The organism is Streptomyces sp. NPDC048290 (assembly GCF_040652095.1).
GTDB lineage: Bacteria > Actinomycetota > Actinomycetes > Streptomycetales > Streptomycetaceae > Streptomyces.
This window is the reverse complement of sequence record NZ_JBEZLM010000003.1, coordinates 350,211-364,528: the sequence shown is the minus strand read 5'-3', so window position 1 is coordinate 364,528 and position 14,318 is coordinate 350,211. Positions and strand designations below refer to the sequence as shown.

Sequence of the window (14,318 nt, the reverse complement as noted above, 5' to 3'; positions counted from 1 at the left end):
GAGGTACCTTCGCAGATGTTCGGCAGGACATTGTTCAGGATCGACGCATTCGATCGGATCGGTCCCCGGGGACGTTCCGGGCCTTCCCGGTCGAATGCTTACCGACCGGATGGTTGAGGAGCAGGCGGACATGAGCAACACAGCCCAGATCGGCGTCACGGGACTCGCGGTGATGGGCCGCAATCTCGCCCGCAACTTCGCCCGCAACGGCTACACCGTCGCGGTGCACAACCGGACCGCGGCGAAGACGCGCGCCCTGGTGGAGGAGTTCGGCGGCGAGGGCGAGTTCATCGCGGCCGAGACGGCGAAGGACTTCGTCGCCGCCCTGGAGCGGCCCCGCCGCCTGGTCGTCATGGTCAAGGCGGGCGACCCCACGGACGCGGTGATCGAGGAGTTCGCACCGCTGCTGGAGCCCGGTGACATGATCATCGACGGCGGGAACGCGCACTTCGCGGACACCCGGCGCCGGGAGCGCGACCTGCGCGAGCAGGGCATCCACTTCGTCGGCATGGGCGTCTCCGGCGGCGAGGAGGGCGCGCTGCTCGGCCCGAGCATCATGCCGGGCGGCCCGAAGGAGTCGTACGACTCGCTGGGGCCGATGCTGGAGAAGATCTCCGCGAAAGCGGCCGACGGGGCGCCCTGTGTCACCCATGTCGGCCCCGACGGCGCCGGGCACTTCGTGAAGATGGTGCACAACGGCATCGAGTACGCCGACATGCAGCTGATCGGCGAGGCGTACCAGCTGCTCCGCGAGGTCGCCGGGTACGAGCCCGCGCAGATCGCGGAGATCTTCCGCACCTGGAACCAGGGGCGGCTGGACTCGTATCTGATCGAGATCACCGCCGAGGTGCTGTCCCATGTGGACGCCGCGACGGGTAAGCCGTTCGTGGATGTGGTGGTCGACCAGGCGGAGCAGAAGGGCACCGGGCGCTGGACCGTGCAGATCGCGCTCGACCTGGGGGTTCCGGTCTCCGGGATCGCCGAGGCGGTGTTCGCGCGCTCCCTGTCCGGGCATGCGGCGCTGCGGGACGCGTCCCGCGGGCTGGCGGGGCCGAAGGCGACGGCGCTGGGCGCGGCCGAGGCGGCGGCGTTCGCGGACCGGGTCGAGCAGGCGTTGTACGCGTCGAAGATCGTCTCGTACACGCAGGGCTTCCATCAGATCGCCGCGGGCAGCGACGAGTACGGGTGGGATGTCGACCTGGGGGCGGTGTCGTCGATCTGGCGGGGCGGCTGCATCATCCGGGCGGCCTTCCTGGACCGTATCCGGGCCGCGTACGACGCGCGGCCGGATCTGCCGAGTCTGCTGTCCGACGGGACGTTCGCGCAGGAGATCGCCGACGCGCAGGACGACTGGCGTGAGGTGGTGATCGCGGCGACGCGGGAGGGGGTGCCGACGCCGGGGTTCGGGGCGGCGCTGGCGTACTACGACGCGTTGCGGGCCGAGCGGTTGCCTGCGGCGCTTACTCAGGGGCAGCGGGACTTTTTTGGGGCGCACACGTATCGGAGGGTGGATCGGGAGGGGGCGTTTCACACGGTGTGGGGTGGGGGGCGGGAGGAAGTCTCTTCGTAGTTCCGCTGCGTGGGGGGGTGCGGGTGCGGGTGCGGGTTCGTGGGGGTTGAGCGCGCAGTTCCCCGCGCCCCTCAGCGAGTGGGGGGCAGGGCCGGTTTCATGCTGCGGGTTCGTGGGGGCTGGGCGCGCAGTTCCCCGCGCCCCTTAGGGAGTGGGGGGCAGGGCCCGGTTTCATGCTGCGGGTTCGTGGGGGTTGAGCGCGCAGTTCCCCGCGCCCCTCAGGGGGTGGGGGGCAGGGCCCGGTTTCATCGGGCGGGTTCGTGGGGGCTGGGTGCGCAGTTCCCCGCGCCCCTTAGGGGGTGGGGGTCAGGGTCGGTTTCCGTGTGTGGGGGTGTTGGGTCCCATACACGGGCCTGCCGGGGGTCAGGTCAGGGGGCGGCCCGGTTCTGGGGTGGGGGGTGGCTCTGGGGGTGGGGGGATGGGGGGTGGGTTGGGGTCGGGGAGGGGTGGGGGTGGGGTCGGATATGGGTCCGGTGGGGGGTGGGTCATCGGGGCCTCCGGGGTGTGTGGGGCGGTCGGTCCTCCGGGTACCCGGTGTCGCCGTGTTCAGTCGCCTGTGCTGAGGCGGGCCGCTGCCGTCAGGCCCAGGCGGGGGCTGGCCAGGACCGGTACGGGTGTGCTGGTGAGGCGGGTCGCCGGGGCCATGGACGCCTGGGCCAGGACGATGCTGTCGGTGTCCGTCAGGGCGTCCGCGGCCGTTGCCACCAGACGGGCCGCGGTGTCCTGATCGCCCGCCGTGAAGTGGTCCCAGGCATCCGGCACCAGGCGTACGTCGAGCCGGACCGGGCGGCCTGCGCGGCGGGCCTCCTCCTCGATCAGCGCGGCCGTGGGCGCGAGGGTGCTCTCCACCGTGGCGAGGACCGTGACCCGGGGACCGGCGGCGACCGCGGCGGCGGCCATCGGCCGGTCCACCCGCAGCACCGGGACCGGGACACGGACGGACTCGGCGACCGCGCCGATCGTGGAGCAGGTGCACAGCACCGCCGTGGCGCCGTCCGCGACCGCCCCCGCCACGGCCGCGCGCACCTCCGCCGTCACCGCCTCCGGGCCTTCGGCGCGGGCCCGGTCCAGCAGGCGCTCGTCGACCAGGTGGCGTAGGCGCAGGGCGGGGTGGTCCAGGTCCCGTAGGGCGTCGAACACCGGGACATGGACGGGCGAGGTGTGCAGCAGGGCGAGCACGGGCACGGTCGCGCCGCGTCTCAGAAGCGGCCGGGGTGGGCCCGCAGCCACTCCATCGCCGCCCGCAGCAGAGCCGGGTCGGCCGCCGGAGCCTCCTCGGGGTGGCGCTCCGCCCACTTGACGACGTACGGGCACAGCGGCGCCACGGGGACGCCCTCGCGCGCGGCGACGGCGTACAGCTCGCGGGCCAGCGAACCGGCGATGCCCTGGCCCTCGTAGGCGGGCTCGACGATGGTGTGCACGGGCACCAGGGCGGGCGCCGGGGAGTCGAGCACGAAGTACTCGATCCGGCCCGCGACCTCCTCGCCCTGTACGGCCTCCAGCCGGCCGGCGGCCCGGTCGTCGCGGATCTCGGTCTCGCTCATGGGGCTCCCTCTTCGCAGCTTCGGGTCGTCAGGTCGTCAGGTCGTCTGATCGTTAGGTCTTCAGGTCGCCAGGTCGCCAGGTCGTCAGGTGTCATCAGATGTCGTCAGGTGTCGTCAGGCAGGACTTGGGTCGGTGGCGGCTCGGGCGAGCGTAACCGATGGTGATCACCGGGTCCCCCGGCTGGACCAGGCACACTCCCCCGCAGCCGCTCCCCTCACTCCCGCCGGAGGCGCCCGTACCTTTGCCTCTTGTTGCGTAAGTGTGCAAGTATGAGGAACGTACTTGGCCCGGTCGGTGATTTCTGCCCGTCCGCCGACCCCTGTGCGCCAAGTCGACTGGTTCCGCGCGGTGTCGTCCGCGCCCGGCTGCGAGAGGGGGCGGTCATGGACAGTTCTGATCCGGGTCATAGTCCGGCCCTTCAGGCCCCGCACGCGCTTCAGGCCCTTCATCCGGCCGCCCTCGGCGTTCGCGCCGCTCTCTGACCGCGCGCTCCCTCCCCGTGAGCGGCCCCGCGCGACCCCACCCGTTCTGAGCCAGTAGGCGCACCCGCGCCCACACCCGCCCCACCCTGTCCTGCCGCGGCGTCGCCGCACGTCCGCCAGGGTGCTCGTCCTGCCCTCGGCGCATCACGCCACGCCATACCCAGCACACAACAACACCACCAGGGGGCTTCCATGGTCATGCTCAGCAAAGCCGCCGTACCGAAGAAGAAGCGGCCCCATCTGGAGCGTCAGGCGATCGCCTTCACCATCGCCCTGTACCTGTTCATCTGCGCCGGGCTGCTCATCGTCCACTACGGCGTCCCCGAGCCGGGGCAGGACGGGCCGGGCTCGTCCTCCACCTCGCCGTACAACCCGTGAACCCGCCACCGAGGGAAGCGCTCAACCGTCACCCGCAGCCAAGGAAGAGGAAGGGGAGCTACATGGACAGCCGGACGGTCGCGGCCAGTTATGACGTCGGTGTGCTGCGCAGCCACTGGGTCCAGGTCGCCGCCGGTGACCAGGAGGCCCTGGCGGCGGCGCGGCAGGTCACCGGGGTCGACTTCGACACCGCGGGCAGCCGCGTCTGGGAGTCCGACGCGTTCGTCTCCCTGCCCCTCGTGGTCAATGTCCGCAAGGACGATGTGATCCGCCGCGAACGTCTGGTCTTCGCCCTCGGGGACGAGGTGCTCGTCACGCTCCAGCCCGAGACGCCGTTCGGCCCGTTCCACAAGGCACTGGCGCGGCTGCGACGCCTTCCGCATCTGGCCGAGAGCCCGCACGGCGTGATGTACGCACTGCTGTACGCCCTCAACGAGGCGCAGGAGCGGGTCATCGACTACGCCAGCGACGTCCTGGAGGACATGAGCGACGAGATCACGCTCGCCACCGAGGGCTACGACGAGCGCGGCACCGAGATCGGGGTCAGCGACATGCGGGACACCATCAAGCGGATGAACCTGGCCGAGGAGATCGTCTCCCGTACCCAGGAGTCCCAGTTGATGCTGGCGCGCGCCGCCCGGCATCTGCGCGCCGAGGTCGGCACCGCCGATCCCCGGCTGGCCGGGATGATCGATGTGCTGGTCGCGGACATCAACGGGGTGAAGGACCACGCCAGTTACGAGCACGACAAGGTCCGCTATCTCCAGCAGTCCATCATGACCTCGCTCGATGTGAAGCAGAACCAGATCGTCAAGGTGTTCACCATCATCACGGCGGTGTTCCTGCCGCCCACCCTGATCGCCACGTTCTACGGCATGAACTTCACCAACATGCCCGAACTGAACTGGGAGCACGGCTTCCTGGTCACCACCCTGCTGACCTTCGTCGCCGCGCTGATCCCGCTCTGGTACATCCGCCGCCGCGGTTGGTTGCGCTGACGGTGAACGCCGGGCAGCCCTCTTCCCGTTCCCCTGTATGCCCCTCCCTTCCCCCCTCTTCCTCAGCGGAGGTGAACCGCATGACGATCCTCGTGCGCCCCGTCGTCGACAGCCCGTCGGAGCATCCCGTGCTCACGGTCCTGGACGGCCCGGCCCCCCGCCCGGCGTCCGCGTCCGATGCCCGGGACCGCCGTCCGCACGCCCACTGGCACCTGGTGCCCGGTCCGGACGGCGTCCCGCGCCTCGAAGCGATCTGGCACACCGATCACCACAGGACCTGACCCGGCGGGAGGCGCCGCCGTGGCGCGGCGCCTCCGGGACCCGCAGCGCCACCGCCGTCGGCAGCAGGCGGTCAGGCCAGTGCGCGTACCGCCCGGACCAGTGCCGCGTTGTCGGGGGCGGTCGTGCCGTCGGGCAGGTCCGTGCCGTCCTCGAAGCCGATCCGGGCCTGGTGGCCGTCCTCGGCGGCGGCGCGGACCAGCGGCCAGACCGTGGGGCCGTCGCCGTGGTACAGGATCGGGCAGGTGACGCCCGCGGCGAGGATGCGCTCGGCCATCGCGCGGGCCGCCGCCACCGCCTCCTCGGGGTCCTCCTCCACCGGCTCGATCAGGATGCGGACGTTGTCGTGGAGGGTGGGGGACGCCAGCAGGGCCGGGACGTCGTCCATCGTCCACACGGCGCTCTCCAGCACCATCCCGCGCTCCAGGACCAGTTCGGCGGTCTCGGCGGCGCCCTCCTCGCTGAACGCGACGGACGCGAAGTCGGGCAGCACCTCCCATGACTTGACCAGCTCGTAGCGCTCCTCGGGGCCGGAGCAGGTCCACAGTCCGGTGGTGGTGCCGACCACCGCGCCGGGGGCGGTGGCGCGGATCGCCGCCAGTACCTCGGCGAGCGCGTCGGGGCGGATGGTCTGGCCGCCGTCCGGGGTGCGGACGTGGAAGTGGACGACGTCCGCCCCGGCGGCGAGCACCGCGGCGGTGTCGGCGGCGATCTGCTCCGCGGTGACCGGGACGGTGGGGTGCTCGGTCCGGGAGCGCCCGCCGTTGACGGCGGCTTTCAGAAACACGATGGTCCTTTCAGCGGGAGTTGCAGAAAAGTGGGCGGTCAGGCGAAGGCGCCCAGGGCGCGCAACGTCTCCGTCGCGCCGGTGAGGGAGCCGAGCGGCTTGCCCTCGGTGACCTCGGCGATCAGCGCCGGTTCCTCGGCGTCGTCCTCGACGGCCTCGTCCAGGACGGCGGCCAGCCGCCCGGCCGGGGCGACGATCAGGCCGTTGGCGTCACCGAGCACCAGGTCACCGGCGTGCACGGGGACGCCGCCGCAGGTGATCGGCGCGCAGAAGGAGCCGTCGGCGAGGCCGTGCAGTTTGGTGGTGAGCGGGGTGCGGCCGTAGGCGTACACCGGCAGCCCGACCTCGCGGAGCGCGTCGATGTCGGTGCAGAGACCGTCGACCACGGCACCGGCGGCGCCGCGCGCGGCCAGCGCGTTGGCGACGACCTCGCCGAGCGGGGCGTGGCGGCGGTCGCCGCCGGTGTCGATGACGACCACGTCACCGGGTCCGACCAGACCGGCCGCGTGGTGCAGCACGGTGGAGTCGGTCGCGGTGATCCGGACCGTCACCGCCCGGCCGACGAGCTTGCCGGTGCCCGCCATGCGCTGGAGCGCGGGGTCGCAGAACCCCTCCTCCAGATAGTGGCCGAGGGTGGGGAAGTCGACCTGGTGGAGCCGGGCGACGAGGGCGGCGTCCGGCGCGGGCAGGGCGCGGATGTCACGGATGTCCAGGGGCATGGGGGCGGGTCACCTCGGTCCGATGATGATGCGGCGGTTGCGGAGCACGGGCAGGACCGTGCGGGCCCGGTCGATACGGTCCTTGTCGGCGTCGGCGACGAGCAGCGAGCGCTCCTCCTCGCCGAGCGCGGCACGCACCACGCCGAGCGGGTCGACGGCCATCGACATGCCGATGCAGTCGGGGGTGGTGAGCGAGGACGCCACGACCCAGCAGGTGTTCTCGATGGCGCGGGTGCGCAGCAGGGTCTGCCAGTGGTCCTCCTTCAGCGGGCCCTTGACCCAGGCGGCGGAGACCGCGAGCAGATCGGCGCCCATCTCCACCAGGGAGCGGGTGAACTCGGGGAAGCGGATGTCGTAGCAGTTGACGAGGCCGACGTTGAAGTCGCCGATGCGGACCACGACGGGGCCGGTGTCGCCGCGCTGGATGCGGCGCGACTCCTTGTAGTCGAAGGCGTCGTACAGATGCATCTTGCGGTAGAGGCCGAGCACCTCCCCGTCGGCGTCGACGGCGGCCATGGTGTTGTACGGCAGGGCCGTGCCGCTGTCCTCGTAGCCGGCGGCGATGACGGCGATGCCATGGGTGCGGGCGATGCGGGCGAGGCCCTGGAGGAAGGGTTCCCAGTGGGCGACGGCGAGTTCTCTGAGCTGGGCGTCGGTCTCGTCGCCGAAGTCGGACGGGAGCATCGACTCCTCGGGGAAGACGACCAGTTCGGCACCGGCGGCCACGGCCTCGGCGGTCATCTCCTCGATGACGGCGAGATTGGCGGCGGCGTCACCGGTCGGGGCGAATTGTGCTGCGGCGACCTTCACGGTCGTATCTCCTTGATGGGGGGTGTGGGGCGGGGTTGCGGGGTCAGTCCGTGAGGAGGCGGGAGCGGGCGGGCGCCCATCCGGCCCGGACGGGGGCACCGGCCGTCAGTCCGCCGCGGTCGGCGCCGCGGGACTCGGCGACGAGTTCGGTGCCGTCGGCCAGGGTGAGGTGGTAGCGGGTGGCGTTGCCCAGGTAGACGATCTGCTGGAGCGTGCCGTCCAGGACGGTCGCGCAGTCCGGCAGATCGGTGTCCGGGGCGGCGAGGCGGACGTTCTCGGGCCGGACCGCGAGATGGGCGGCGGTGCCCCGGGCGAGCCCATGGCCCTCGGGCGCGGCGAACCTGCCGAGTCCGGGGACGTCGAGGAAGCCGCCGTCGACGGTCCCGGTGACGAAGTTCGATGTGCCGATGAAGTCGGCGACGAACCGGGTCGCGGGGCGTTCGTAGATCGCCTCGGGGCTGTCGACCTGGAGGACCCGGCCGCCGTCCATGACCGCGATGCGGTCGGACATGGTCAGGGCCTCCTCCTGGTCGTGGGTGACGGTGACGAAGGTGACGCCGACCTCGCGCTGGATCTTCTTCAGCTCCAGTTGCATCTCGGCGCGCAGCTTCTGGTCGAGGGCGCCGAGGGGTTCGTCGAGCAGCAGCAGGGAGGGGCGGCCGATGAGGGCGCGGGCGATGGCGACGCGCTGGCGCTGGCCGCCGGAGAGCTGGGCGATGGAGCGGTCGCCGTAGCCTTCGAGGCGGACCAGGGCCAGGGCCTCGCGGACCGCCCCGGCGATCTCCGCCTTGGGACGGGACTTGCGTACCTTCAGTTCGAAGGCCACGTTGTCCGCGACCGACAGATGCGGGAACAGGGCGTAGCTCTGGAAGAGCATATTGAGGTCGCGTCGGTGCGGCGGGATGGAGTTGGCGGGGGTGCCGCCGAGTTCCACCGTGCCCTCGGTCGGGGTCTCGAAGCCGGTGATCATCCGCATGAGGGTGGTCTTGCCGCAGCCGGACGGGCCGAGGATGGAGAAGAACTCGTTGCGCCGGATGTCGAGGGTGACGTCCGTGACGGCGACGGTGGTGCCGAAGCTCTTGCCGACTCCGGTGAGACGTACCGCCGGGGCGTCGGGGTTCTGGTGGGCGGCCGGGTTCACCGCCCGGCCCGCGGTCTTGGTGATGTTCATGGTCAGGACGCCTTCACCTTGGTCCAGCCCTGCTGGAAGTGGGTCATCGCCTTGCCCGGGTCCAGCAGGAAGTCCGCCTTGGCGATGGCCTCGTCGGAGGCGTAGACGGCCGGGTTGTCCAGGGCCTTCTTGTCCTTGATGAAGTCGCGGGCCTTGGCGTTGGTGCTGGCGCTGCCGCCGTCGTCGGTGGCCATGGCCGCGATCTCGGGCTGGAGCAGGTAGTTGATGAACCGGTAGGCGGCGTCGGTGTTCTTGGCGCCCTTGGGGATGGACAGGCCGTCCGTCCAGATGGAGCCGCCCTCCTCGGGCAGCACGTAGTGCACCTCGGGGTTGGCGGCGACGACCTTGGCCATCGCGGTGCCGCTCCACGCCTGGGCGGCGCACGCCTGGCCGGTGGACAGGAGCTGCGGGTAGTTGGTGGAGTTGTAGCCCGCGAGGATCTTCTTCTGGTCGGTGAGCGCGTCGGTGGCGGCCTTGATCTCGCCCTCGTCGGTGCTGGTGGCGCGGGCGCCGGTGACCTGGAGCCCGGCGATGTACGCGGCGAGCATGTTGTCCAGCATGTAGACCTTGCCCTTGTACTCCGCGTCGAAGAGCGTCTTCCAGCTGGTCGCCTCGGGGATACAGGTCTCGTTGTACGCGAAGCCGGTGGTGCCCCAGATCCACGGGATCGAGTACTTGTTGCCGGGGTCGTAGGACGGGTCGCGGAACTTGTCGGCGAGGTTGTCCAGGCCCTTGATGCGGGAGTGGTCCAGCGGCTGGATCAGCTGCTGTCCGATGAGCTGCTGCACGCTGTACTGGCTGGGCTCCACCAGGTCGTAGCCGGCCGAGCCGGAGCTGAGCTTGGCGGTCATCGTCTCGTTGCTGTCGAAGGTGTCGAGGGTGACCTTGATGCCGGTCTCCTGCTCGAACTTCTTCACCACGGTGTCCGGGATCTCCCCGGCCCAGGCGTAGATGTTCAGCTCCTTGCCGCCGCCGGAGGACGCGGAGTCCGACCCGGAGCCGCCACAGCCGGTGGCGACCAGCGCGGTGACGGTGGTGACGGCGATGGCCAGGGCGCCCTTGGAGACGGAGACACTTCTTGCACGCATGAGGGTGGTGCCTTTCACGAGGTCAGGGATGAGAAGAAGAAGACGGGGTCAGGTGCGGTCGGCACCGAGGAGGACCCGGCGCATCTGCCGCAGGCCCACGCCGACGATGATCAGCAGGGTGAAGAGCACGAGCAGCGTGCCCAGCGCGTTGATCTCGGGGGTCAGTCCGCCCTTGAGCATCGAGTACACGCGCAGCGGAAGGGTGGTGCTGCCGACGCCGTTGGTGAAGGTCGACATCACGATGTTGCCGAACGAGATGGTGAAGCTGAGCAGCCAGGCCGCCAGCAGCGGCTGGCGCAGCAGCGGCAGCGTGATCCGGCGGAACGACTGCCACGGGTTGCAGCCGAGGTCGGTGGCGGCCTCGCCGAGCGAGGGGTCGAGGGCGTTGTAGGCGCCGAGCACGATCAGTGAGGCGTACGGCAGGGTCACGACCACATGGCCGAGGACCAGGGTGGTCATCCCGAGGTCGGCGTGCAGGGCGCCGAACACGGAGAGCAGGGCCACGCCGAGGACGATCTCCGGGATGATCAGCGGCAGGAACAGTCCGCCGGAGAAGAGGGCCTTGCCGCGGGCCCGGAGCCGGGCCATGCCCATGGCGGCGAGCAGTCCGCACAGGGTGGCGAGGGTGGCCGAGATCAGCGCGGTCTCGGCGCTGATCCGCAGCGCGGCGAGGAGTTCGGTGTTGTCCGCGAGGGTGCCGTACCAGCGGGTGGAGAATCCGGCCCACTTGTAGGTGACCTCGGAGTCGTTGAAGGAGAGCACCACCACGACGACGATGGGGATGTAGAGGAAGGCGATGACACCGCGGGCGAGCCAGGCGGTGACGGTGTCCAGGGCGTGCTTCATGCCGACTTCCTCCTCAGCCGCCGGGCGGCCAGTCCGAACACCGCCATCGACGCGACCATCAGCAGCAGCAGGACCACCGAGGCGGCGGCGCCCATGGGCTGGTTACGGAACTCGGTGTAGAGGGTGACGATGAGATTGCCGACCAGTTGGTCGCGTCCGCCGCCGAGCAGGACGGGGATGACGAAGACGCCGAGGGTCGGGATGAAGGTGAGCAGCGCGGCGGCGAGCATGCCGGGCCGGGCGATGGGCAGCAGGACCCGGGTGTGCACCCGCCACCAGCCGCAGCCGAGGTCGCGGGCGGCCTCGCCGAGGGAGCCGTCGACGCCGCGCAGGGAGGCGTAGATCGGGAAGATCGCGGTGGGCAGGAAGGCATAGACCAGGCCGATGAAGGAGGCGCCCTGGCTGGGTATCCACTGCGTGGTGCCGTCGGTGAGGCCGATCGCGTCGGTGAGGCTGTTGACCGGGCCACCGGGGCTGAGCAGGTTGATCCAGGCGAAGGTCCGGACGAGGAAGTCGGTCCAGAACGGCACGATGATCAGCAGAAGCAGCAGCATCTGGCGCTGCGGGGACCGTCCGGCCAGGTAGTACGAGACGACATAGCCGAGCACCAGACAGACCGCGGTGTTCAGGGCGGCCATGCCGAGGCTGTAGCTGAAGACCTTGAGATAGACCGGGTCCATCAGGTCCTGGTAGTTGGACAGGGTCCAGCCGCCCTGGATGCCGCCGTAGGCGTCCGAGGAGGCGAAGCTGTTGCGCACCACCAGCAGCAGCGGCACCAGGACCAGTCCGAGGACGGTGATCCCGGCGGGCGCGAGCAGCAGCGTGGTCACGGCGGCGCGACGGGCGCGCGGTGTCCGTCCGTCCGCCCCGCCGGACGGGGCCCCGGCACCTGACCGGCCCGCGCGCGCCCGTCCGGCGGCCGTGCCGGTGGTGGCTGCGGTGACCGTCACCGCCGTCGCCCCCGGATGGTCGGGGCGCGGGGAGGGGTGCTGTGCATGTGCGGAACTCCTTGTCCGGGGCGGTACGAGGCGGTGATGGGCGGTACGGGGACCGGGGGGCGCGCCTCGCCGTGGGGGGCGGAGATTGCGGTTGGGAAAAGCGTGGGGGAACGGGCGAGGACCGGAAAGATCGGTCGGCAACGAATCCCGTGGAAAACGGGCCCGGTTTCCACGCGTATCGCAGGACGCCGGGGATGTGACCGACGACCTTGACACTCACCGGCGGCGCGGATAAAGGTGCATACAGCACACGTCCCGTACGGAGGTTCCCTGGTGATCGACGACCTGGACCGGCAGATCATCGACCAGCTCCGGGTCGACGGCCGCCGCTCCTTCGCCGAGATCGGCCGCACGGTGGGGCTGTCGGAAGCCTCGGTCCGGGCCCGCTACCAGCGGCTCCAGCGCAAGGGCGTGGTCCAGGTGGTGGGGATGACGGACGCGGTGCGGATGGGCGAGATGGAGGTCCATCTCGCGGTACGGGTGCACCACATCCCGGTGTCCCTGGTGGCGCGCGAGATGTCCCGGATGCCGGAGATCCGGTACGTGGCGTCCTGTGTGGGGCCCTACGACCTGATCGCGGACGTCCGCTGCCGGGATCTGGAGCACCTCGCCGAACTGCTCACCGAGCGGGTCCGCCGGGTCAACGGGGTGGCGCACGCGGAGGCGCTGACCGTGCTGGAGGTCATGAAGGACTCGTATCTGTGGGCGGGCTTCCGGGAGGTCCCGGCCCGGCCGGAGAAGCGCATCCTGCCGAACTGAACGCGGTCGGCGGTGACCGGGCTACTCCTCGGCGACGCCCTGGCCGACGGCGCTGGCCAGCCCCTGCCACGAGTAGTCCTTGAACAGCTCCAGGAGCAGCAGCACCTGTACCCGGGAGACGCCGGGCAGCATCCGGATGTCGTCGAGCAGCTGCACCAGCTGGGCCTGGTCGCGGCATGTGCCCTCCAGGAAGATGTCCTGGCTTCCGGCGCACAGCGCCACATGGTTGATCATCGGCATCCCGGACAGCGTCTTGGCGACCGCGCGGGGGGTGAGATCGCGGACCCGGATCATCAGCCGTACCGACTGATGTCCCAGCCGCAGCGGATCGCACAGCGCGACGATCCGCAGCACCCCGCTCTCCTGGAGCCGCGCCACCCGCTGCCGTACGGTCCCCTCGGAGACCCCCAGCTCACGGGCGAGCGTGGTGTAGGGCGTCCGCCCGTCGCGGGTGAGGGTACGCATGATCCGGCGGTCGGTTTCGTCGAGCACTACCCCAGACTGTCACTCAATTTCAGCCATGATGACTGAATGTGCCAGCTGTCACACATCATCCGGTACGAGGCGTTCCGTACCGGTGTCGCGTGCCGGTGCGGGGTGTTCCGTACCGGCGTCCCGTCCCGGTACGACGTGTTCTGTACCGGCGTCCCGTCGCGGTACGAGGCGTTCCGTGCCGGGACCGGGCGCCCCGCGATGGCCGCCCGGCACACGTCCGCAGCCCGTCCGTCGACCGGCGGTCGCACGGTCGCAACCCGCCGTTGATGCGCTGCGGCGACCCTCTGCCGGTGTGACCGCCGCACAGACCCCGCCGGAACCCGCTCCCCCGCCCCACCGGTCCGCCCGACTGCGCCGGGCGCTCCGCCGGCTGCCGGTGCGCCGCGTCCTGGTGCTGCTGCCGCTGCTGCTGGTGACGGCGGTGGCCGTGCGGCACCGGGAGGTGCTGGTCGCGGGGTTCGGGCATCTCGCCTCGGCGAAGTGGCCGTGGCTGGTGGCGGCGGCCGGGGCGACCTGTCTGACCTGGGTGGCGGCGGCGGTGACCCGGCAGGGCGCGGTGGTCGACCGGCTGCCCGCGCTACGGCTGCTGGTCACCCAGTTCGCCGCCGGTTCGGCCAACCAGCTGCTGCCGACCGGGCTCGGCGCGAGCGCGGTCAATCTGCGGTTCATGACGGTGTGCGGGCTGCCGCTGGCCCGCTCCTCGGCGGCGGTCGCGCTGTATCTGCTGGCCGAGTCGGTGGCCCGGGTGGGGCTGCTGGTGGCGCTGCTCATCGCGTTCCCGCACGCGCTGCGGGTGGACTCCCTGCTCCCGGACGGCACCGCGCTCCCGCTCCTCGCGGCCCTGGGCGGCACGGCGGTCCTCGCCCTCACCGTGCTCGCGCTGGTACGGCGGCTGCGCACGCCCGTCCTCACCTTCCTGCGCACCGCCCTCGGCGAGGCCCGGACGGTGCACACCCGGCCCGCGCGGGCGGTCGCGCTGTGGGGTGGGTCGCTGGCCTTCCCGGCGCTCCAGGCGGCGGGGCTCGCGGCGGTCGGGACGGCGCTGGGGCTGCCGGTCTCGCCGTGGCACATGGCGCTCGCCTATCTGGCGGCGACGGTGGCGGTGGCGGTGGTCCCGACACCGGGCGGGCTGGGCTCGGTCGAGGCGGCGCTCGTCGTGGCGCTGGTGGCGGCGGGCGGGCCGGTGGCGGTCGCCACGGCGGTGGTGCTGGCGTACCGGATCATCACGGTGTGGGTGCCGTTGGTGCCGGGGGCGTTGACGTTGGGGGCGTTGGTGCGGTTGAAGGTGATCTGAGGGTGCTTGAGGGAGTTTGGGATGGGTGAGGAGGCTTGAAGGTGGGCTGAGGGCACCGGCCGCCACACACCCGGCGCTTGAGGGTGAGCTGACGGCACC

16 protein-coding genes are annotated in these 14,318 nt (G+C 71.2%); 6 read left to right on the top strand and 10 right to left on the bottom strand.

The features are described 5' to 3' along the window. The first annotated feature begins 130 nt into the window (after window positions 1–130). The gene (gene gndA / locus AB0D49_RS06450; protein WP_362751637.1) at window positions 131–1,570 is read left to right on the top strand and encodes an NADP-dependent phosphogluconate dehydrogenase; all 1,440 of its coding nucleotides are present in this window, start codon (window positions 131–133) and stop codon (window positions 1,568–1,570) included. A gap of 546 nt (window positions 1,571–2,116) precedes the next feature. Here the strand turns inward: gndA and AB0D49_RS06445 are convergent. Together AB0D49_RS06445 and AB0D49_RS06440 are read right to left on the bottom strand one after the other, a co-directional pair. Continuing rightward, window positions 2,117–2,749, bottom strand: coding sequence for an aspartate/glutamate racemase family protein (locus tag AB0D49_RS06445; RefSeq protein ID WP_362752119.1), 633 nt, complete (start codon window positions 2,747–2,749; stop codon window positions 2,117–2,119). A 20-nt stretch (window positions 2,750–2,769) separates the two neighbouring features. Continuing rightward, the gene (locus AB0D49_RS06440; RefSeq protein ID WP_362751634.1) at window positions 2,770–3,114 is read right to left on the bottom strand and encodes a GNAT family N-acetyltransferase; all 345 of its coding nucleotides are present in this window, start codon (window positions 3,112–3,114) and stop codon (window positions 2,770–2,772) included. A 681-nt stretch (window positions 3,115–3,795) separates the two neighbouring features. Between AB0D49_RS06440 and AB0D49_RS06435 the strand changes: the two genes are divergently transcribed. The 3 genes from AB0D49_RS06435 to AB0D49_RS06425 all read left to right on the top strand — a co-directional run bounded on the left by AB0D49_RS06435 (window position 3,796) and on the right by AB0D49_RS06425 (window position 5,254). After that, window positions 3,796–3,975 (top strand): hypothetical protein, encoded by a 180-nt coding sequence (locus tag AB0D49_RS06435; protein WP_362751631.1) that lies wholly within the window; start codon window positions 3,796–3,798, stop codon window positions 3,973–3,975. A gap of 62 nt (window positions 3,976–4,037) precedes the next feature. Next, window positions 4,038–4,973 carry a CorA family divalent cation transporter gene (locus AB0D49_RS06430; protein WP_362751628.1) on the top strand — a complete coding sequence of 312 codons (936 nt, stop codon included), beginning with the start codon at window positions 4,038–4,040 and terminating at the stop codon, window positions 4,971–4,973. Window positions 4,974–5,053: 80 nt separating this feature from the next. Next, window positions 5,054–5,254, top strand: a complete 201-nt coding sequence (locus tag AB0D49_RS06425; protein WP_362751625.1) for a hypothetical protein — start codon at window positions 5,054–5,056, stop codon at window positions 5,252–5,254. A gap of 71 nt (window positions 5,255–5,325) precedes the next feature. Here AB0D49_RS06425 and AB0D49_RS06420 read toward each other — a convergent pair whose 3' ends face one another. Genes AB0D49_RS06420 through AB0D49_RS06390 form a run of 7 tightly spaced genes read right to left on the bottom strand, consistent with a single transcriptional unit; the run spans window position 5,326 to window position 11,623 of the window. Next, window positions 5,326–6,039, bottom strand: coding sequence for a 3-keto-5-aminohexanoate cleavage protein (locus tag AB0D49_RS06420; RefSeq protein WP_362751622.1), 714 nt, complete (start codon window positions 6,037–6,039; stop codon window positions 5,326–5,328). Between the two features lie 38 nt (window positions 6,040–6,077). After that, a complete protein-coding gene (locus tag AB0D49_RS06415; RefSeq protein ID WP_362751619.1) occupies window positions 6,078–6,758 on the bottom strand; it encodes an RraA family protein in 681 nt (226 codons plus the stop codon). 9 nt (window positions 6,759–6,767) lie between these two features. After that, complete coding sequence (locus AB0D49_RS06410; RefSeq protein WP_362751616.1) at window positions 6,768–7,568, bottom strand: carbon-nitrogen hydrolase family protein; 801 nt, start codon at window positions 7,566–7,568, stop codon at window positions 6,768–6,770. 43 nt (window positions 7,569–7,611) lie between these two features. Next, window positions 7,612–8,739, bottom strand: coding sequence for an ABC transporter ATP-binding protein (locus AB0D49_RS06405; RefSeq protein WP_362751613.1), 1,128 nt, complete (start codon window positions 8,737–8,739; stop codon window positions 7,612–7,614). Window positions 8,740–8,741: 2 nt separating this feature from the next. Next, on the bottom strand, window positions 8,742–9,827 hold the full coding sequence (locus AB0D49_RS06400; RefSeq protein WP_362751610.1) for a spermidine/putrescine ABC transporter substrate-binding protein: 1,086 nt from the start codon (window positions 9,825–9,827) through the stop codon (window positions 8,742–8,744). A 48-nt stretch (window positions 9,828–9,875) separates the two neighbouring features. Then, window positions 9,876–10,673: an ABC transporter permease gene (locus tag AB0D49_RS06395; RefSeq protein ID WP_362751607.1), complete on the bottom strand. Its 798-nt coding sequence runs from the start codon at window positions 10,671–10,673 to the stop codon at window positions 9,876–9,878. Further along, the gene (locus AB0D49_RS06390) at window positions 10,670–11,623 is read right to left on the bottom strand and encodes an ABC transporter permease (protein ID WP_362751604.1); all 954 of its coding nucleotides are present in this window, start codon (window positions 11,621–11,623) and stop codon (window positions 10,670–10,672) included. The genes AB0D49_RS06395 and AB0D49_RS06390 overlap by 4 nt, the downstream gene beginning before the upstream one ends. 321 nt (window positions 11,624–11,944) lie before the next feature. Between AB0D49_RS06390 and AB0D49_RS06385 the strand changes: the two genes are divergently transcribed. Continuing rightward, a complete protein-coding gene (locus AB0D49_RS06385; RefSeq protein WP_362751601.1) occupies window positions 11,945–12,430 on the top strand; it encodes an Lrp/AsnC family transcriptional regulator in 486 nt (161 codons plus the stop codon). A gap of 21 nt (window positions 12,431–12,451) precedes the next feature. On the opposite strand, the gene AB0D49_RS06380 is transcribed toward AB0D49_RS06385, so the two are convergent. Then, complete coding sequence (locus AB0D49_RS06380) at window positions 12,452–12,922, bottom strand: Lrp/AsnC family transcriptional regulator (protein ID WP_362751598.1); 471 nt, start codon at window positions 12,920–12,922, stop codon at window positions 12,452–12,454. Window positions 12,923–13,295: 373 nt separating this feature from the next. On the opposite strand from AB0D49_RS06380, the gene AB0D49_RS06375 reads away from it, so the two are divergent. Next, window positions 13,296–14,219, top strand: a complete 924-nt coding sequence (locus AB0D49_RS06375) for a lysylphosphatidylglycerol synthase domain-containing protein (RefSeq protein ID WP_362752116.1) — start codon at window positions 13,296–13,298, stop codon at window positions 14,217–14,219. Window positions 14,220–14,318 lie beyond the last annotated feature (99 nt).

Bases quoted from the DNA above. Each gene is read 5' to 3' on its own strand.
- gndA (WP_362751637.1), top strand. From the start codon at position 131: ATGAGCAACACAGCCCAGATCGGCGTCACGGGACTCGCGGTGATGGGC.
- AB0D49_RS06440 (WP_362751634.1), bottom strand. From the start codon at position 3,114: ATGAGCGAGACCGAGATCCGCGACGACCGGGCCGCCGGCCGGCTGGAG.
- AB0D49_RS06435 (WP_362751631.1), top strand. From the start codon at position 3,796: ATGCTCAGCAAAGCCGCCGTACCGAAGAAGAAGCGGCCCCATCTGGAG.
- AB0D49_RS06430 (WP_362751628.1), top strand. From the start codon at position 4,038: ATGGACAGCCGGACGGTCGCGGCCAGTTATGACGTCGGTGTGCTGCGC.
- AB0D49_RS06425 (WP_362751625.1), top strand. From the start codon at position 5,054: ATGACGATCCTCGTGCGCCCCGTCGTCGACAGCCCGTCGGAGCATCCC.
- AB0D49_RS06415 (WP_362751619.1), bottom strand. From the start codon at position 6,758: ATGCCCCTGGACATCCGTGACATCCGCGCCCTGCCCGCGCCGGACGCC.
- AB0D49_RS06405 (WP_362751613.1), bottom strand. From the start codon at position 8,739: ATGAACATCACCAAGACCGCGGGCCGGGCGGTGAACCCGGCCGCCCAC.
- AB0D49_RS06400 (WP_362751610.1), bottom strand. From the start codon at position 9,827: ATGCGTGCAAGAAGTGTCTCCGTCTCCAAGGGCGCCCTGGCCATCGCC.
- AB0D49_RS06395 (WP_362751607.1), bottom strand. From the start codon at position 10,673: ATGAAGCACGCCCTGGACACCGTCACCGCCTGGCTCGCCCGCGGTGTC.